Annotated in this window: 14 protein-coding genes; 6 read left to right on the forward strand and 8 right to left on the reverse strand. The window is 70.2% G+C overall.

Annotation, left to right across the window (positions count from 1 at the left end):
• Positions 1–5 precede the first annotated feature (5 nt).
• The 5 genes from PLE19_17435 to PLE19_17455 form a co-directional block, all read right to left on the reverse strand.
• A complete protein-coding gene (locus PLE19_17435) occupies positions 6–1082 on the reverse strand; it encodes a hypothetical protein (GenBank protein ID HPD16735.1) in 1077 nt (358 codons plus the stop codon).
• A gap of 10 nt (positions 1083–1092) precedes the next feature.
• Positions 1093–1692, reverse strand: a complete 600-nt coding sequence (locus PLE19_17440) for a dual specificity protein phosphatase family protein (protein HPD16736.1) — start codon at positions 1690–1692, stop codon at positions 1093–1095.
• A complete protein-coding gene (locus PLE19_17445) occupies positions 1689–2303 on the reverse strand; it encodes a tyrosine-protein phosphatase (GenBank protein HPD16737.1) in 615 nt (204 codons plus the stop codon). Before PLE19_17445 ends, PLE19_17440 begins: the two co-directional genes overlap by 4 nt.
• Positions 2304–2361: 58 nt before the next feature.
• Positions 2362–5184: a DUF1638 domain-containing protein gene (locus PLE19_17450; GenBank protein HPD16738.1), complete on the reverse strand. Its 2823-nt coding sequence runs from the start codon at positions 5182–5184 to the stop codon at positions 2362–2364.
• Positions 5185–5268: 84 nt separating this feature from the next.
• Positions 5269–6456: an FAD-dependent oxidoreductase gene (locus tag PLE19_17455; protein HPD16739.1), complete on the reverse strand. Its 1188-nt coding sequence runs from the start codon at positions 6454–6456 to the stop codon at positions 5269–5271.
• 888 nt (positions 6457–7344) lie between these two features.
• On the opposite strand from PLE19_17455, the gene PLE19_17460 reads away from it, so the two are divergent.
• Entirely contained in the window at positions 7345–7671 is a 327-nt protein-coding gene (locus tag PLE19_17460; protein HPD16740.1) for an RNA-binding protein, read from the forward strand.
• A 1011-nt stretch (positions 7672–8682) separates the two neighbouring features.
• Here PLE19_17460 and PLE19_17465 read toward each other — a convergent pair.
• The 3 genes from PLE19_17465 to PLE19_17475 are packed head-to-tail and all read right to left on the reverse strand — an operon-like array spanning position 8683 to position 12419.
• A complete protein-coding gene (locus tag PLE19_17465; GenBank protein ID HPD16741.1) occupies positions 8683–9960 on the reverse strand; it encodes a right-handed parallel beta-helix repeat-containing protein in 1278 nt (425 codons plus the stop codon).
• Between the two features lie 28 nt (positions 9961–9988).
• Positions 9989–10873 carry a CehA/McbA family metallohydrolase gene (locus tag PLE19_17470; GenBank protein ID HPD16742.1) on the reverse strand — a complete coding sequence of 295 codons (885 nt, stop codon included), beginning with the start codon at positions 10871–10873 and terminating at the stop codon, positions 9989–9991.
• Positions 10863–12419 carry a hypothetical protein gene (locus PLE19_17475; GenBank protein HPD16743.1) on the reverse strand — a complete coding sequence of 519 codons (1557 nt, stop codon included), beginning with the start codon at positions 12417–12419 and terminating at the stop codon, positions 10863–10865. The genes PLE19_17470 and PLE19_17475 overlap by 11 nt, the downstream gene beginning before the upstream one ends.
• Before the next feature lie 202 nt (positions 12420–12621).
• Between PLE19_17475 and PLE19_17480 the strand changes: the two genes are divergently transcribed.
• The 5 genes from PLE19_17480 to metW all read left to right on the forward strand — a co-directional run bounded on the left by PLE19_17480 (position 12622) and on the right by metW (position 18686).
• Complete coding sequence (locus PLE19_17480) at positions 12622–14046, forward strand: aspartate aminotransferase family protein (protein ID HPD16744.1); 1425 nt, start codon at positions 12622–12624, stop codon at positions 14044–14046.
• Between the two features lie 7 nt (positions 14047–14053).
• The gene (locus PLE19_17485; GenBank protein HPD16745.1) at positions 14054–15268 is read left to right on the forward strand and encodes a Gfo/Idh/MocA family oxidoreductase; all 1215 of its coding nucleotides are present in this window, start codon (positions 14054–14056) and stop codon (positions 15266–15268) included.
• A gap of 57 nt (positions 15269–15325) precedes the next feature.
• Entirely contained in the window at positions 15326–16654 is a 1329-nt protein-coding gene (locus PLE19_17490; protein ID HPD16746.1) for an O-acetylhomoserine aminocarboxypropyltransferase/cysteine synthase, read from the forward strand.
• Between the two features lie 133 nt (positions 16655–16787).
• Positions 16788–17981: a homoserine O-acetyltransferase gene (locus PLE19_17495; GenBank protein HPD16747.1), complete on the forward strand. Its 1194-nt coding sequence runs from the start codon at positions 16788–16790 to the stop codon at positions 17979–17981.
• A complete protein-coding gene (gene metW / locus PLE19_17500; protein ID HPD16748.1) occupies positions 17982–18686 on the forward strand; it encodes a methionine biosynthesis protein MetW in 705 nt (234 codons plus the stop codon). It abuts the gene before it with no gap.
• Positions 18687–18688 lie beyond the last annotated feature (2 nt).

Raw genomic sequence — 18688 nt, forward strand, 5'->3', positions numbered from 1 at the left:
CGTGTTCACACACAGGCTTGCCTCAAGAGCTCCGCTGCATGGGCGGGGCTCTTTACGCCCATGCTGATGAGGAACTGCTTGAAGCCCTGGCCGAACTCGCGCCGGAGGTCGAGGAGGTGCTCCGGCGTGTCGCACCAGATGAAGACCTTCTTGCCCGCCTCGAGCGTCCTGTGGAAGTAGGGCCACCAGCGGCGATGCCAGGCGGGTTCGTGGCCGTCGCCGGGCGTCCACTGAAGCACCTGGAGCCGGGGGATGGAGAGCAGGTGGTCGTGGTGGCCGAGGGCGCCCGGGCCGTCCCAGTGGTACATGCAGTAAGAGACCCGCTCGGTCATTTCGGTGAGGACGGGGACCATGAACTCGCCGAACATCGCGGGGGAGATCATGGCGGAGAAGTCGCACTGGAACTTGGCCATGCGGCCGGGGGCCCAGCACCAGAAGACGGAGCCGCCGACCTCGTCGCGGAAGAGGTCGTAGAGGACGTCGTAGTAGCGGAAGTAGCGGTCGGTGATCTGGCGGAGGCAGCGGTGGACCCACTCGGGGCGCTCGAGGAGGTCCACGAGCAGTTCCTCGGTGCCACGCAGGGCGGCCAGGGTGTCGAGGCCCTCGATGAGGTCGGGGAACTGGATGAGGAACTTGCCTTTGCCCAGGCGGAGCTGCTCGCGGCCGAGGCGCAGCGAGAACTGCCAGTAGAAGTTGCCGGGGTCGTAGTCGAAGCGGGCGTCGTCGGGCGAGGCCATGCAGGGCTCGCACCAGACGGTGCCGGGCATTTCGATGCCGCGGCAGCCGAGGTAGAGGGCGAGGCAGTTGGGCGCGAGGTCGGGTGCGACGCTGGGCATGGCCTCGCCGAGGTAGTGGGTGTTGACGCAGGCGCGGGCCGAGAGGTTCACGCGATAGGCAAAGTTGGTGGTGGAGTAGCCGGTGACCCAGCCCGGCGGCTCGGGCATGACGGGGATATCCTCGAGGGGCTTCTCGCGCGGCGCCCAGAGCTGGAGCGCGGGACGGCCGATGTCGCCCCCGTGCCACCAGGTGGTCAGGCGAGCGCGAACGTCGTCTGCATCCTCGCGGTAGAGCAACTTGCTCACGCGTGTCTCCTCATTTCGTCAGGCCTGCCTTCCTCCTGAGCGCCTCGACATCTAGGCCCTCGATGAAGCGGGGCAGGTTGCGGAAGATCGAGTGGTGGCCGAAGCCGCCCTCCTTCATCTCGCGGATCGCCTCGTCCTTGCTCCAGTTCTGGACAACCACGCGGTAGACGGCGCACATCGTGCCCGTGCGGTCGGCGCCGTGGAGGCAGTGGACGAAGACGGGGGTCTTCGCCCTGTCGGTGACGATCTGGAGGAAGCGGACGACATCCTCGGTTTCGGCGTTCCAGGCGTTCATGGGGATGTGCTCGTAGGCGAGGCCGGTGTCGCCGAGTTCGTCGCGGTCGGAGTGCAGGGCGCGCAGGTTGACGACGGTCTTGATGCCCATCTTCGCCAGCTCGCGCAGGCCCTCGGCGGTGGGCTGCGCGCCGCGGTAGAGCCCGTCCGAGACCTTGTGGAGGTTGGGCAGGCCGGGCCGCTGGAGGGGCGTGGCCCAGGCGGCGGGGCGCGGGGCGTCCCTGCCTTGCGGCTCCTCGGCGGGGCATCGGACGTAGAGGCCGCAGGCCAGCCAGGCGAGGGCCAGCGCGAGGGCGGCGAAACGGCGTCGCGTCATGGGGTGCGGGCCTCCAGCCGCGCGAGGCGGCGAATCGCGTCCACGTCCAACTGGTCCATGTGTTCCAGGAGCTTCTGCATGACTCTGGCATCAATCTCCCCGACCTCGCGGAGTTCGCGGAGGGCATCCTCCTTGCTCCATCCGCAGACGAGGATGCGGTACATGGCGCACAGCACGCCGGTGCGGCCGATGCCGTCGTTGCAGTGGAGGAAGACGGGGGTGCGGCCGGGGTCGCTCACCACGGCGAGGAAGCGGGCGACGTGGCCGTTGTAGAGGCTCCAGCCCTTGATGTTGATGGGCACGTAGTCGAGGCCGGGAATCTTCTCGAGCATGTAGCGGTCGGAATGGTAGTGGCGCAGGTTGATGATGGTCTTCACCCCCATGGCCCTGAGCATGCGGAAGCCGGTGGTGGAGGGCTGGGCGCCGCGGAGGAGTTCAGGGGTCACGCGGCGGAAGTTGGGCACGCCGTCGGGGTCGCCGGGGCGCAGGGGCACTTCGGTCTCCATCGCGTCTTCCTCGTCGGGCTCGAGGCTGCGCGCGCCCAGGTAGATGCCGGCGGCGACCCAGAGCAGGAGGAGGGCGAGGGTGGGCAGGCGGCGGCGGTCGTCCATAGGCGTCCTTCCTGCCAGGGGATCGTACCGCCGGGCGGCCTTCCGGTCAAGCCACCGGTCACCCCTCGCGAGCGGCGCGCTGCGGCCGCGCGAGGTCGGGCGGGCCGGCGACGTGGGCGGTGAGCACGCGTTCGAGGAAGATTTCGGTGCCGTCGGCCGCGTTGGAGATGCGGTCATGGGCGTCGAGTTCCACGCGGTCGGCGGCGGTGCCGGCGAGGCGAGCCTGCTGGCGGACGGCTCGCTCGAGCTCGCCGGCAGCGTAGGCATGGGCGGCGTCGAGGCGGTCGAAGTCGCGGGTTTCGGGCAGGCCGTGCACGGCGTAGCCGCCAGCGGCGTTGGGCTCGATGCGCGCCTGGCGGGCGACGACCACGCGGCTGGTGATGGCGCCAATGGCGTTGGCCACGTCGGCGTGGGGCGGGATGATGGCCTCGGCGCCCAGGCGGCGGGCCGCCTGCGGCAGGAAGAGATGCACGGGCGCGCCCAGGCCGATCACGGGGCGATGGAGCGCGAGCCGCAGCGCAAAGCCGCCATTGCCCTCCCCCAGCAGATTCCGCACCAGCGCCTGGCAGGCGGGGCAGTCGTCCATGGCGTCGGGGTTGGTCTCCTCGTCGAGGACCTTCTTGAGCAGTTCGACGGCGAGGCGGTTCACGAGCAGGCCGAAGACGCGTTCGATGAACTCCTCGGGCGTCGAGCCGCACAGGCGGCTCACCAGGCCGCAGAGGCGCCTCGCCGCCCGGGCGTCCCAGCGGGTGAAGAGGCCGCGGCAGTGCAGGAGGTCGGTGGGCGTGAGGGCGCAGCGCTGGACGATGTACTGCTCCTCCAGCCGCGCGACGGGCAGCAGGTCCACGTGGGCGCAGGCGGTGCGCTCCGCGAGCTCGGCGAGCGAGTGCGGGCGCTGGCCCAGGAGGGCCAGGAGGCGCGCCTCGTCGGACCCCGCGGCCAGCCCGTCCACGCGCCCCGTGAGCGCGAGGAGTTCGAGCGGGCGGCTCGATCCCTCGAAGTCGTCGAGACGGGCCTCGACGTAGTCCAGGGCCTCCGGCGTGCCGGCGTGCTCGGCGGCGAGCCAGGCCACGGGCGCGACGCGCGTGGGCCCAATCGAGAGCTGGCCGCGCTCGCAGGCGATCAGGCTGTCGCCGCCGAGGCCGACGGTGCGCATGTCGAGCGCCTGCACGTGGGTCTGCCAGCCGCCCACGCGCGCCCCGCTCGGCGCGGTGTGCACGCGGCCGTCGCTCACCGCGGCGGTGTCGGTGGTGGTGCCGCCCACGTCCACCACGAGCGCCGAGTCGCACTGCGTGAGGTAACAGGCGCCGGCCACGCTGGCGGCGGGGCCGGAGAGGATGGTCTCGATGGGCCGCTCGAGCGCGGCCTGGGCGCTGAGGAGGGTGCCGTCGCCCTTCACGACCATGACGGGCGCGCGGATGCCGCGGGCCGCGAGCGCCGCGTCGGCGTCGCGCAGGAATCGCCAGAGCAGCGGGATGATGCGGGCGTTGAGCACGGCCGTGGTGGCCCTGGTGCGGAAGTTGAGCAGGGCCGAGAGCTCGTGCCCGCAGGTGACGGCGAGGCCCGTGGCCTCGGCCACCGCCGCCTTCACCTGGCGCTCGTGACCGGGGTTCACGGTGCTGGCGTAGCCCGAGACGGCGAAGGCTCCCACGCCGTGCCGCGCCACCATTTCGGCGGCGACACGCCCCACCTCGGCAGGATCCACGGGCTCCAGTTCACGGCCGTCAATCTCCAGCCGCCCGGCGATCGCGGCCTTCGGCTCGTGGGGGATGTCGGACGGCTCGAGGAGGCCGTACGGCGGCATCAGGAGGAGGCCCACCTTCTGCCCGCGCCCCTCGACGATGGCGTTGGTGGCCAGCGTGGTCGAGATGGCCACGAGGTCCACCCGCTCGAGTGCCTCGGGCTCCAGCCCGGCCAGCGCGTTGCCGATGCCCACCGTGTGGTCCCACTTGGTCGTGAGGGCCTTGCTCTTGCCGAGCACGGCCCGCGACGCGAAGTCGTAGAGCACGGCGTCGGTGTAGGTGCCGCCGGCGTCAATGCCCAGGCCGAGGCGAGCCGTGGCCGCGGAGCGCGGATGGCGGCTTGCGGGCCGGGAGCGAGGCCGGCCCGCCCCGCCGTCGCGGCGCGCCGTGGCGAGGGGCACGGCCTTGAGCGCGCCCTCGGCGGCGTCGAAGGCAGTGACGTGGCTCGGGGGCACGACGAGGACCTCGTCGGTCGTGGCCTCGGCGGTGAGGAGCTTCTCGAGGAGGCCCAGGTTGCCGGGCAGTTCCTCGTAGCGCCAGCCGAACTCCTGGGCCATCGCGCGGGCGTGGGCGGCATAGCGTGCGCGGCCGGCCGAGCCTGTGTCAATGAAGGCGGCCCGCTTGTAGTTCTTCTGCCAACTGTTCAGGAACTCGACGATGGCCTGGGCGTTCTCGTCGCCGTACTTGGCGGCCAGCTCGGCCGAGTCGGCGCGCCGCTCGGCGCGCCCTCTGGCGCGCCGCTGCGCGCGCGGCTGGACCTTCTCCTCGAACCAGCCGGCCGAGATGTAGTAGGTGCCGGGCACGCGCCAGAACTCGCGGCGGTAGGCCGCATCGGAGCCGAGGAAGAGCGCGATGCAGTCGTGCGCCTTGGGCAGCACGAGCGGCACGCCGCGCGCCCGCAGGCCCACGGTGCCGCGCCCGCACACGCCGTAGCCGATGACGATGCGCGAGCATTCGCGCCGCGCCGATGCGGCATCAATCGCCGCCTGAAGCCTGCGGCGAAGCTCGGTTGGCCGGTCGTGCAGGCCGCCCTCGAAGAACTCCGTGGTCACCCCGATGCCCAGCTTCGCCGCCAGCGCCCGAATGTCTATCGCCAGCACGCCACACGCGATGACGTGCGCTCGTTTGCTCTCGGCCAAGTCAATGCTCCAACAGGAACAGGTCCCATGGTCACGCCTCCGCCCCTCTATTCTACACGATAGGGCGTTCGAGGAACATCTTCCTCAGAGGCCCACATCGTCCAGGTGCAGGGGGATGGCCCGCCCGCGCAGCGCGCGCTGCACGTCGCCAGGGTCGAGGGCATCGGGGGTCGTGTCGCGCTCCGCGGCCATTGCGGCGGCCAGGCCCGCCGCTTGCCCGGTGAGCGCCGCGGGCGGGATCACGCGCATCACCTGCCAGGCGTCGCCCGCGGCGGCCATGCAGCGCCCCGCGGCGAGAAGGCCCCGCACCCGGCGCGGCAGGAGCGTGCCGTAAGGCACCTCCCACACGTGGGCCGCCTTGCGCCAGTCGGCCACCAGGCCCACCGACTCGGCGCAGCGTTGCCCGTGCTGCCCGTCGGCCAGCGTGGAGTGGCCCACGATGCGGCGGGTGGTGCGGAACTGCGCCATCGCGGGGAGCGTGAGGGGGAACACGTCGCACCGCCCCGCCGCCCCACGTTCGGCCTGCCGCGCCCGGTAGTGCTCGCGGAGCATTCGCCGCGTCTCGAGGACGAAGCGGGAGACGTCGCGCCCGCGCGTGCCGTCCCAGGCGCGTCCCGGGGGCGCGCCGCGGCCGGCGTCGTCGCCGCCGAGGCGCACCGCATCGAGCAGCGGGGCGCCGCCCCCCTGCTCCACCGCCCTGCGGGCCGCGTCGAGCGAGGCCTGGAGCGCCCAGATCGAGAGCCAGTTCTCGCCCGGCGCGCACTCGGCGCCGGCGCGGAACGACACGTCGGCGTCGCCCGTGGCGTCCACCACGCACCGAGCGCGGAGCAGGCCCCTTCCGCTCTTGTTTTCCACCTCCAGGCCCACGAGCCGGTCGCCCGTCATCGCGGGCGCGCACACCAGGGTGTCGAGCCAGAGGTCCACGCCCGCCTCGCCGAGGGCCTCGTCGAGGGCAAGCACGAACGAGGCGGGGTTGAACACGAGCAGGTAACGGCCCTGCCCCTCGCGCCAGGCGGGCGGCACTTCGCCCGGTCCGTATCGCGCGCTCAGGTGCAGGAACTCCTCGGCGATGCCGAAGGTCACCTGCGTGCCGCAGCCATCGCACAAGGGCAGGTAGACGTTCACCAGGCCGGTCGTGGCTAGGCCGCCGACGAGGATCGTCTTCTCGACCAGCGCCACGCTCCGCCCGCCCCGCGCCGCCTCCAGCGCGGCGGCCGCCCCGGCCACGCCGGCGCCTGCCACCACCACGTCATACTCGCGAACGAAGTTCAACGCGCAGACTCCTCAGACGTCCCGACTCCCACCTCCCGGAGCCCATAGTGAACCGGGAGCGAGGCATTCTGTCAATGTGCGATTCCCCGATCAGGGGCCGCCATGGGGCAGGAGGCGCCTGGGTGCGTCCGGCGCGGCCCCTGGGCAGTGGTTGCCTGGGCATGGGAGTGCAGTGCTTCTATACACCGACCCGACGCAGTGAACAACGGCTACTGATGACCTCCCTGCCCAGCGCCCAGCTCAAGTCGCGTGTGTGAATATGGTTGCTCAGCCCAGCTTGCGATCTAAGTATTTGCCAGACTGATACTTGTGGACGCCGTAGCACTCCGAGTCGAATGCCATGAAGGCAAGGCAACCCCGCCAGCAGGCTACACTCCGAACTGGTCCATAAACTCTTGGGAATTTAGTCTTTAGGCGGCTCTCCCTTGTGGTGGGTACTGACCGGTTGCATGTCGTCACGCGATCTTACCCGGGGTCAGGCGAGTCCGCGCTCGCGTGGCACTGACCGGGTGTGCTGGGACCCGCGTCGGTGGCGACATCTCGATGAGCTCGCCTGCGTTGCGTGGGGCGCGTGAGAGCGGCGCTCGGTAATTTCAGCGCACTTACCCACAATTTCGCTTGCGCCTGCAAGGGGTGGTGTGGTATAATCACCGCTCGATTGGGTCAACGGGTCTACATGCGCGAGAGAACTGCTACGGTCGCCCTACCTGTTCGGCTTACCACCTCTGCACTCTTTTGCGCCCTGAAGTTCGCGGCCGCGTGGGGCATTCCCTGTCGTGTGGGAGTGACGCGGCCCCACCTGCCGCCGGTGCCAGACCTGCTGCGCCTGGAGCGCACCGAGGCTGCCCGCCGCAGGAGTTCGTTCGGTCCCTTTGGTGGAGTGTGTGGATGAACATCTACGTCGGCAATCTGTCGTACAGCACGGACGACGCCGCGCTGCGGGCCGCCTTCGAGCCCTTCGGCACGGTTGCCTCGGCCCAGGTCATCACTGACCGGGAGACAGGGCGTTCGCGCGGCTTCGGCTTCGTTGAGATGCCGTCGGACGAGCAGGCCCGCGCCGCCATCGCGGCGCTCAACGGCCAGGACCTCGATGGCCGGAAGCTGAACGTCAACGAGGCTCGGCCTCGCACCGATCGTCCGGGCGGCGGCGGCGCCGGCCGGGGCGGCGATCGCCGGGGCGGTGGCGACCGCGGCGCGCGCAGGCCCTCCTGGTAAGCCCAGGGCGGCTGCTCAGACAACTTGAATCGCCTGTTGAGAGGCCCAGGGCTTTTCGGAAGGTCGTGGGCCTCTTTTTTTTGGCCCCTCGGCCCTGACGATCTCGCCTCGGCTGCCCTGATGACGAAGGAGGCATGACACAGGATTGAAGAACCTCCCGCGGGTTACGAACCCGCGGGAGGTTGGGGTTGGACGCAGGAGCGTCCGGATTTCCGCCCCCACGCGGAGCGCAGGGGCGAGAAGGAGAAGGTGACGGAACGTAGGCGCGAGATAGAGAACCTCTACGGTCCGTGTGGGCGGGGGCTCTGTCCCCCGCGAGGAGGCGGCAGGACGCGGGGCGCGGAGGCCCCGCCCACAGCCGAACCCCAGAACGAAGCTCGGCCTCTTGGCCGCTCTGCCGTCGCTTCGTCTTCGGGGAGGAGGGGGCAAGAACCTCCCGCGGGTTACGAACCCGCGGGAGGTTGGAGTTGGACGCAGGAGCGTCCGGACCTCCGCCTCCACGCGGAGCACAGGGGCGAGAAGCAGAAGGTGACGGAACGTAGGGGGGAGAAAGACAACCTCTACGGTCCGTGTGGGCGGGGGCTCTGTCCCCCGCGAGGAGGCGGCAGGACGCGGGGCGCGGAGGCCCCGCCCACAGCCGAACCCCAGAACGAAGCTCGGCCTCTTGGCCGCTCTGCCGTCGCTTCGTCTTCGGGGAGGAGGGGGCAAGAACCTCCCGCGGGTTGCGAACCCGCGGGAGGTTGGGGTTGGACCCGGGAGGGCTGTGCCGAGTGCCTGGGGGGCGGAGCGTTACCATGCTGTATCAACCCTGTGAGGGGGGAAGTGATACAGCATGGGTGGATGGGCGAGAATGGGCGATTCTCGTGGTTCCGGCCATACTCGCTCATCCGCGCAATGAGCAAGTATGTGAGCGGGAATGGCCGGAGAGCGTAAGGCGTTGGGGCATAGAAGGTTATGGGGTGGCCCTCGCTGGCGATGAGCCACCTCTCCCCCACGGCCCGCCACGCCTCGCTACACGCCGGCGCGCAGGTGTCGCGCGGCGTCCGGCGGCGCGTTGTCGGGGCCGACGGCCAGCGCCTTCTCGGGCGGGCCCAGGCGCACGGCCGCAGGGTCGCCCTCGATGACCATCGCCGTCGCCGCCTCGCCGCCGATCTGGTTGCCGTAGATCACCACGCCCTCGGTGCCTTCGGCCACGCGGATGCCTGCGATGCGGCGGCTCGCAGGCTGGATTCGATTGCGGAGCACGTGCACGTCGGCCAGCGCCGCCGCGAGATGGACCTCGGCCTCTCCGCTCGACTGGCAGTTGCCCGCTACGTCGTTCTCCTCGACGTGGCAGCGGTTGCCCGCCATCACGCGGTCGTGTTCGCGGAAGAAGATGCCGCAGCCGCCGTTGTGGCGGATGGTGTTGCGCCGGATCAGGTGGTCGGTGTCGCGGCCGCCCACGGAGATGCCGTGGCGCCCGTTCTCCTCGACGAGGCACCCCTCGCACAGCGAGAACGACACGCGCAGGCAGTAGAAGATGCCGTCGGCCCCGTTGCGGCGGCACGTGCAGCGCAGGAGCACGGGTCGGACGGAGCCGCTGCCGGGGTGCAGGCCCAGGCCGGCGTTGTCCTCGCACGTGCAGTCCTCGATCCGGGTGCCGTCGGTCTGCTGGAAGCTGATCCCGTCGCCGTTGACGTTGGCGACGTGCAGGCCGCGCAGCGTGACCTGGCGGCACTGGATGAGGAAGACGCCGCCGCCGCGGCAGCCGTTGAGCGTGTCGGGGTTCTGGGCTCGGTTGCCGTCCACCGCCAGGTTCGCCACGGAGGCGCCGTGCACGCCCTCGCCCCGGACCACGGGGAAGAGCGAAACCACGCGGCCCTTCGCATAGCGCCCGTAGTCGTGGTTGAGCATGTGGCTCAGGCCGAAGCGGTCGCCGTCGCGCCAAGTGAGGGTGGCCTGGGTCTCGTAGAAGCCGCCTGAACGCGAGTCGCCGATCAGCACGCCCATGCCCACACGGAACTTGTCGGGCTCGGCGAGCGACACGTCGTAGTGCCCGTAGCCGAGGTCGGCCGAGAGGTCGGAGCGCACCTCGGCCGCCTTTCGGAGAACCGTCTCGCGCCCGGAACCCTCCACGTGCACCCCGGTGCGCAGGTGCAGGGCGTCTTCCATGTGGTAGGTTCCTGGCCGCAGGATCACCCGGCCGCCGCCGAGGGCGGCCACCCGGTCCACCGCGGTCTGGATCGCCCGGTTGTCGGCGCCGCACACGTCGGCGCTGCTTGGCCCCACGCTCAATTCTGCCCAAGCCATGCTTCGTGCCTCCATTCGGGTGGTTGCCTCAGCGCAGGAAGACGGGATTCGTCCACGCCGAACGCCCCTGAGCATCGGTGCATTCCACGCGGACGTAGACTTCGTTGCCCCTGGGCGCGAAGTCGCCGGCGGCCACGGGCGAGCCGTCGTCGCTGCGGACGAGTCTGCCCTGGGCCCCGTTGCAGATGAAGCGGATGCAGGCGACGGGCGACGTGCGCACGGCGAGCCGCCCGGCGTCGAGGGTCAGCGACTCGATGGTCGGCCCGCACGTGGCGTAGAAACGGCCCGAGGCCAGTGCCTGCATCACGGCCTCGGCGGAGCGCTTGGCGCACTTCGCCATCACCCAGCCCTGGAACACGTCGTGCGTCGCGCTGTGCGCGTCGTCCACCGCCAGCCCGAAGACCCGGCGGCCCTGCGACAGCAGATCGTCCCAGTGCACGCTCGAGGTCCCCTTCCCTATCGTGACTTCGCACGTGGTGTTGAAGACCTCCACGGCGGCGAACTCCTGCACGATCTCAAGGTCTTTGATGTTCTGGCCGGTCCAGTAGGGGTGGGCGATGATGGCGAGGCCGCGGGCCTCGTTGATGGCGTCCACGGTGGTCTGAATCTGCTTCGAGGCAGGCAGGGCAAAGCCGGCGGGCAGGCCGAGCCCGACCAGATGGTACCAGGGCCCCCCCGTGGGATTCGCGCACACCACCTCGATGCCCCGCAGCACGAGGAGGCGGCTCGGCGTCAGGGCCGACGGGTCGGCGAGCCGGTCGTGGTCGGTCAACGCCAGGAAGTCGTAGCCCCGGGCCTGGTACGCGGCGACGCGCTCCTGCGGGCTCTGCCGGCCGTCGGAGAGCGTGGTGTGCGTGTGCAGGTTGCCCTTGAGCCACTCGCCTGGCGCCTCGAAGGGATTGTCAAAGACCATCCTGTGGGGTCCTCTGTGAAAGGGGCGGGCCGCCGTCGCGGTAGACCAGGCGCACGAGCGTCAGGTCGCGGCCCTCGTAGTAGTTGGCCATGATCGTGTACCGGGCGAGCACCTCGTACCCCTGCACAAGGTGCGAGCACGTGCGATGCAGGCGGTCCAGCTCGCGCGAGTAGCCGAGGACGTAGGCGGGCCGCCAGCGCGCGAGGCGCTCGGGCAACTCGCCCTCGTGATCGTGCGAACTCGACAGCGGGCGGATCGTGCGGCTGCACAGCGCGGCCACGTGCGCCAGGCTGCCGAGCAGGCGCACCTCGCGGTTCCCATCCTCCACCCGCCGCGCCACGTCGCGCATCGAGCGGAGCAGCGACCGCGAGTCGGCGCGCGACGCGTAGCGCTGGACGGCTGGAATCTGAAGCACTACGTGCGCCACCACGAGCGCTGCGACGGCCGCCGTGCGCCGCCCGCCGCGGGCGGCCAGGGCGAAGACCAGGCTGGCCACCGCCGCGTACGCCGCGGGATACACCGAGAAGCTCACCCAGCGGGGCGGCTGGTACTCGAACCAGCCGAAGAACAGCAGCCCCACTCCCGCCCAGATGCCCAGGGCGGCCAGCGGACGCCACGGCTCGGAGCCGGCATCGGCCGCGGCGGGCCGGCGCCGCAGCCGGCGAGCCGCCCACGCCAGCGCGCCGGGCGCCATCGCCACCACGAGGGCCAGGCGCCAGGGCCGCCGCGCGTGCCACGCGAGCAGGCCCCACTCGTTGCGCAGCACGGCTTCGAGCGATGTCGTGCGGAACTGGGTCTTCATCACGCTGTCGAGGCTCGCCGCATCCTCCACCGCCACCCGCGCCATCGCCATGCGCATTCCGGCGAAGGCGGCCAGCGCACAGGCGCCCGCCGCCGCGACGCCCAGGGCCGTCCGATGCTCGCCTCGCCGAACGGCGCGCCACGCCTCCCACGCCCAGAGCAGCAGCGCCGCGCCCAGCGTGTAGGCCAGGTTCGACTTCGTGCACACCGCCAGCATGGCGCACAGCAGGCTGGCCGCGGCCCACGCCCGCCGGCGCCGCCAGGCCACCCAGAGCCACAGAGCCATCAGCCCAAAGAGCGTGCCCAGCGGCTCGGCAAAGGCCACGCGCGAGTAGGCGAAGGCGTCGAACGATGCGGCGACGAGGAGGCAACACGCCAGACTCGCACCCACCGCGAGCCGCTGCCGGCAGATTCGGTAGAAGACGGCCACCGAGCCGAAGGAGCAGAGCACCGACAGATAGCGCGCCGCCACGAGCAGGTCCCGGGCCAGAAAGCCGAGCCCGGTGGTGACCGCCGCGTAGAGCGGCGAAAGGTAGTACCAGTTCGAGTCGGCCTCGTTTCGCCAGACGCCGAACGTGTGGTAGAGTTTCGCGGCCTTGAGGTAAAAGCCCTCGTCGCCCATGAGCGCGCCGCTGTACGACACGATGCCGCCGGGAGGGTCGGCCTCGATCGCCGCGAGGCGCACCAGGAGCAACCCCACGACCGCCGCTGCCAGCACCCCGTGAACCCAGCTTCGCGATGGCATCAGGGGCTTCCCGCAGACGCCGTCGGGCACGAGCGCGCATCCCGCATCCGGAACTCCTCCTGAGCGGCCGAGTTCCCCCGCCGCTGCCGTTATCGCCGGCGGAGCCGCGCTTGTCAAGTCGCACAGGCCCTTGATTTTCCGGGGGCGGCGGCTAAGATCACCTGCGTCCCGTGTAACCCAGGCGCCTCATGGGAGCATGCACTTGGCCGGCAAGCTCTACAGCCTCGAACCGAACGCCGTCCCCCGCGTCGAAACCCGCTATCGGCGGATCGTGACCCCGATTCCCGTGCCCGAGTCGCTGCCGATCCTGCGCACGCTGCTCGACTGCGAACCTGTCTCGATGCAGGGCCAGCCGCCGGTCGTGTGGGACCGGGCCGAGGGGTTCCAGGTCTTCGACCGCTGGGGCAACGTGTGGCTCGACTGGTCGAGCGGCGTGCTGGTGACGAATGCGGGGCACGGCCGCCGGGAAATCCGCGACGCCATCGCCGCCCAGGCGCAGCACGGCCTGCTCCACAGCTACTGCTTCGCCAACGAGCCGCGGGCGCGGCTCGTCAGGAGGCTGAGCGACCTGGCCAACGCCGCCATCCACAGAATCGCAGGGCACGGAGACCCCGCCCACACGGGCACCGCGTACAAGGTCTTCCTGCTCACGACCGGGGCCGAGACGACGGAGAATGCGATCAAGCTGGCGCGCACCTATGGCCGCAAGGTCGGCGGGCCGCGCAAGATCGGCCTCGTGTCGTTCGAGAGGGCCTTCCACGGCCGCACGCTGGGCGCCCAGCAGATCGGCGGCATCCCGGCCCTCAAGGACTGGATCGGCAATCTCGACCCCGATTTCCACCAGGTGCCCTTCCCCGATGGCTTCCGCACGACAGACGTGAGCTTCGACCTGTTCCTCAGGACGTTGGAGCGCAAGGGCGTGGGCCCCGAACGCATCGCGGGGGTGATCACCGAGACGTATCAGGGCGGCGGCGCCGACTTCGCGCCGCTCGATTACATGCAGGCCCTGGCCGCCTGGTGCCGCCGGCACGACATCCTGCTGATCCTCGACGAGGTGCAGGCTGCCTTCGGGCGCACGGGCACCTTCTGGGGCTTCGAGCACTATGGCGTGGCGCCCGACCTCATCTGCTGCGGCAAGGGCATCACCAGCAGCCTGCCGCTCGGCTGCGTGATCGGGCGCGACGACGTGATGAGCCTCTACGGCCCCGGCGAGATGACGAGCACCCACTCGGGCAACCCCGTGTGCTGCGCCGCGGCGCTGGCGAGCCTCGACCTCATCGAGCGCGAGGCCCTGGTCGAGAACGCCCGCAGGGTCGGCGAACTGCTCCACGTGGAACTCGGCCGTCTCAAAGCCCGGTTCCCCAGGCACATCGGCGCCGTGCACGGCAAGGGCCTGGTGGCCGGCGTCCTGCTCGTGAAGCCGGGCACGAAGGACCCCGACGGGGACCTGGCCTTCGAGGTCGTGCGCCGCTCGGTCGAGAAGGGCCTGCTCTTCTTCTCGCCCGTCGGTTTCGGCGGAGCGACGGTGAAGGTGTCGCCGCCCCTGTGCATCACGGCCGAGGCCGTGCGCGAGGGGGCCGCGGTGCTGGGCGAGGCGATGGCCGAGGCAGTTGACTCAAAGGAGTGAGGCGGCAATGGCGGATGCGCTGGCGCCCTTGCACGTGGTCGTGGTCGGCGGCGGCATGATCACGCAGGAGGTCATCCTGCCCACGCTCTTCCAGGAGCGGCGCCGCGGGCGCATCGCGCACGTCGCCCTGGCCAGCCGCCGGGCCGCCACCGTGCGCGCGTGCCAGGAGATGTTCCCCGGCGAGCCCCTCGCGGGCTTCCCCGACCCCGCGACGACCGACGCCGAGGCGAGCCGCCCCGAAGCCTACCTCGACGCGCTCGACGCCCTCCCCGAGGGCGGCCTGGTCATCGTAGCCACCCCCGACCACCTGCACACCGAGGTGGTGCTGGCCGCCATCGAGCGCGGCCTGCACTGCATCGTGCAGAAGCCGCTGTGCCTCAAGGTGGCCGAGGCCCGCGCCATCGGCGAGGCTGCCCGCGAGAAGGGCGTCTACGTGCTCACCGACTACCACAAGCGCCACGACCGCGCCATCCGCGCGGCCCGCACCCGCTTCCGCAGCGGCGAGCTGGGCGAGATGCTCTGCGGCCACGCCTGGATCGAGGAGCGCCGCGAAATGCCCCTCAAGTGGTTCGCCCGCTGGTGCGACCAGAGCTCGCCCTTCGAATACATCGGAGTCCACTACGCTGACGCCTACTACTTCATCACGGGCCTCCTCCCCAAGCGCCTGATCGCCTTCGCCCAGAGCAAGTTCCTGCCCACGGTCGGCAAGGACGCCTTCGACGCCGTGCAGGCCGTGATCGAGTGGCGCGACGGCTCGGTGCTTTACGTGCAGACCTCGTGGGTGCTGCCCGACGGCGAGACGGCGCTCACCCGCCAGGGCCTCCAGCTCACGGGCACCCAGGGCGAGTACTGGGCCGATCACAAGGACCGCAACCTCTACTTCTGCACCCAGGCGCGCGGCTTCGAGCACTTCAACCCCAACTTCTTCAAGGGCTACACCGACCCCGACGACCCGAGCCGCATCGAGTGGGTGGGCTATGGCTACGACAGCATCCTCCAGGGGATCGTGGACGTGCAGCGCCTCGCCGCCCAGACGCGCGGGCTGGATGCCTCGCACGCGCTGCGCCGGCGCCGCGAGTTGCTCGCCGGGCTCGAGCCCGTGCGGGCCTTGCCGGCCCAGGCCCTCGTCGGCACGGCCGTCAACGAGGCCGTGCGCCTCTCGATCGCCAACGACAGCCACTACGTGGGCTTCGGGGACGATCTGGCGCCCGAGCCCCAGTGAGGCCACTGCCGATTGAGCCGCAGCCGCAAACCTAGTACAATCCCACCGAGGTGAAACATGGCCGGAAAGAAACCCGCACGCGGATTCGAAACCCTCCAGCTTCACGGCGGCCAGAAGCCCGACCCGGCCACCGGCTCGCGCACCGTGCCCATCTACCAGACCACGTCGTACTGCTTCCGCGACACGGCGCACGCGGCCCGGCTCTTCGCCCTCGAGGAGCCCGGCTACATCTACACCCGCATCATGAACCCCACCACCGAGGTCCTCGAGAACCGCGTGGCGCTGTTGGAGGGCGGCGCCGGCGCCCTCGCCTTCGCCAGCGGCCAGGCCGCCTGCACGGCCGGCATCCTCAACATCGCCTACGCAGGGGCCGAGGTGGTCGCCGCCGCCAACCTCTACGGCGGCACCGTGACCCTTCTCGACAGCACGCTCCAACACTACGGCGTCCGCACCGTCTTCGTGGACCCCGCCGACCCCGACAACTTCCGCCGGGCCATCACCGACCGCACGCGCCTCCTCTTCGTCGAGACCATCGGCAACCCGGGGCTCGACGTGCCCGACCTCCGCGCCCTCGCCGACGTGGCCCACGACGCCGGCATCCCGCTGATGGTGGACAACACGTTCGCCTCGCCCTACCTGTGCCGCCCGTTCGAGCACGGGGCCGACCTGGTGATGCACTCGCTCACCAAGTACATCGGCGGCCACGGCAACTCCATCGGCGGCCTCCTGGTAGACAGCGGCCGCTTCGACTGGGCGGCGAGCGGCAAGTTCCCCATGCTCACGGAGCCCGACCCCAGCTATCACGGCCTGAGCTACACCAGGGCATTCGGCCCCGCCGCCTTCATCGCCAAGGCGCGTGTCAACATGCTTCGCGACCTGGGCGCCTGCCTGAGCCCCTTCAACGCCTTCCTCATCCTCCAGGGCATCGAGACCCTCTCGCTGCGGATGGAGCGGCACAGCGCCAACGCCCTGCGGGTGGCCCGCTGGCTCGAAGGCCACCCCAACGTCACCTGGGTGCGTTATCCGGGCCTGCGCTCGCACCCGTCGCATCGCCTCGCGCGCCGCTACCTGCCCAGGGGCTGCGGCGGCATGATGGGCTTCGGCATCCGGGGCGGCCTGGAGGCCGGCAAGCGCTTCATCAACGCCGTCGAACTGTGCAGCCACCTGGCCAACGTGGGCGACGCCAAGACCCTCGTCATCCACCCCGCGTCCACCACCCATAGCCAGCTCAGCCCCGACCAGCAGCTCGCGTGCGGCGTGACGCCCGACTTCATCCGCCTTTCGGTCGGCATCGAGACGGCCGACGACATCATCGCCGACCTCGACCAGGCGCTCAAGGCAAGTCGCAAGTCGAAAGCCGAAAGTCAAGAATCCCACAGGGAGTGACCTCACCGCAAACCCGTCACTTTGGACTCTTGACTTTGGACTTTCGATTTTGGACTTTGGATTCTTGACTTTGGACTTCTGACTTTCGACTTTCGACTTTGGACTGAATTTCATGGCCGGCGACGAACCGCAGATGGATCAAGCACCGCAGCGCCCCGACCTTCCGCCGTGGCAGCAGCCGGACTCCGTGGGCATCGTCGAGACCAGGACCTTCACCTTCGCCGAGCCGCCCAACGAGATGCGGCTCGACAGCGGCTCGAAGCTCGGCCCGATCACCCTCGCCTACGAAACCTACGGCCGGCTCGACGAGCGCAGGCGCAACGCCGTCCTCATCTGCCACGCCCTCTCGGGCGACGCCCACGTGGCCGGCTACCACTCCGAGGAGGACCGCAAGCCCGGCTGGTGGGACGCCATGGTGGGCCCCGGCAAGGCGTTCGACACCGACCGCTATTTCGTCATCTGCTCCAACTGCATCGGCGGCTGCAAAGGGTCCACCGGCCCCAGCTCCGTCAACCCGGCCACGGGCCGCCGCTACGGGCGGAGCTTCCCGGTCGTCACCATGGCCGACATGGTCCGCGCCCAGAAGGCCCTCGTAGACCATCTGGGCATCCCGGCCCTCCTCGCCGTCGTCGGCGGCTCCATGGGCGGCATGCAGGTGCTCGAATGGGCGATCAACTATCCCGATCGCGTGTGGACCGCCATCCCCATCGCCACCACGCCGCGCCTCACCGCCCAGGGCATCGCCTTCAACGTCGTGGGGCGCCAGGCCATTCTCGACGACCCGAACTACCGCGACGGCGACTACTACGGCCACGAGCCGCCTAAGCGCGGCCTCGCCATCGCGCGCATGCTCGGCCACATCACCTACCTCAGCGACGAATCCATGCACCAGAAGTTCGGCCGCCAGCTCCGCGATCGCGACGACTACAGCTACGAGTTCGACGTGGACTTCGAGGTCGAGAGCTACCTGAAGTACCAGGGCCAATCGTTCGTCGAGCGCTTCGACGCCAACTCGTACCTCTACATCACGCGGGCGATGGACTACTTCGACCTGGCCGACAAGCACGGCTCGCTCCAGGCCGCCTTCCGCGCGGTGACGGCCCGCTTCCTCGTCATCGCCTTCAGCTCCGACTGGCTCTACCCCCCCTACCAGTCGAAGGAGATCGTGTCGGCCCTGCGCGCCAACCGCTTGCACTTCGCCTACTACGAAATCCCATCCAACTACGGCCACGACGCCTTCCTGCTCGAGAAGGCGCGGATCAGCCGCGTCATCTCGGACTTCCTGGCGCTCAACTACGCGCGCGCGCTCACCGAGGAGAAACCCTAGGTGTCCCCTGCCGCCACCTCGCCCCGGCTGCGCCCCGACCTGGCCGAGATCGCCGCGCTCATCGAGCCGCACACCCGCGTGCTGGACCTCGGCTGCGGCGGCGGCGAGCTGATGGCCCACCTCGAACGCACGCGCGGCGTCACCGCGCGCGGCATCGAGATCAAACCCGAGCGCGTGGTGGACTGCGTGGCGAAGGGCCTCTCCGTCTTCCAGGGCGACCTCGACCAGGGGCTGCACGACTACGAGGACAACGCCTTCGACTACGTGGTGCTCAGCCAGACCCTGCACCTCGTGAGCCGCCCCGGCCTTGTCATCCGGGAGATGCTGCGCGTCGGCGCCCGCGGCATCGTCTCCATCCCCAACTTCGGCTACTGGCGCATCCGCCTCGGGTTGCTGCTCCGGGGCCGCGTGCCGCGCGCCGGCTGCTTCGGAGAGCCCTGGTACACCACCCCCACGGGGCACGTGATGACGCTGTGCGATTTCCGCGACTTCTGCCGCGCCAGCCAGATTCGAATCGAGAAGGAACGCTTCGTCACCGGGCCCGGCCCGCTCGCGCGCGCGCTGGGCAGGACCTTCCCCAACACCTTCGCCCAGCTCGGCATCCACGTCCTGTCCCAGAACCACGCCGGCTCAGGCCCCACGGGCAGCCACAGGGTGTGGGCCGGAATTGTAGGTGGCTGCGGGAGCTCCGAAGGAGCGAAATAGGA

The sequence above is a fragment of the Planctomycetota bacterium genome (assembly GCA_035384565.1).
In the GTDB taxonomy this organism is placed as follows: Bacteria; Planctomycetota; PUPC01; order DSUN01; family DSUN01; genus DAOOIT01.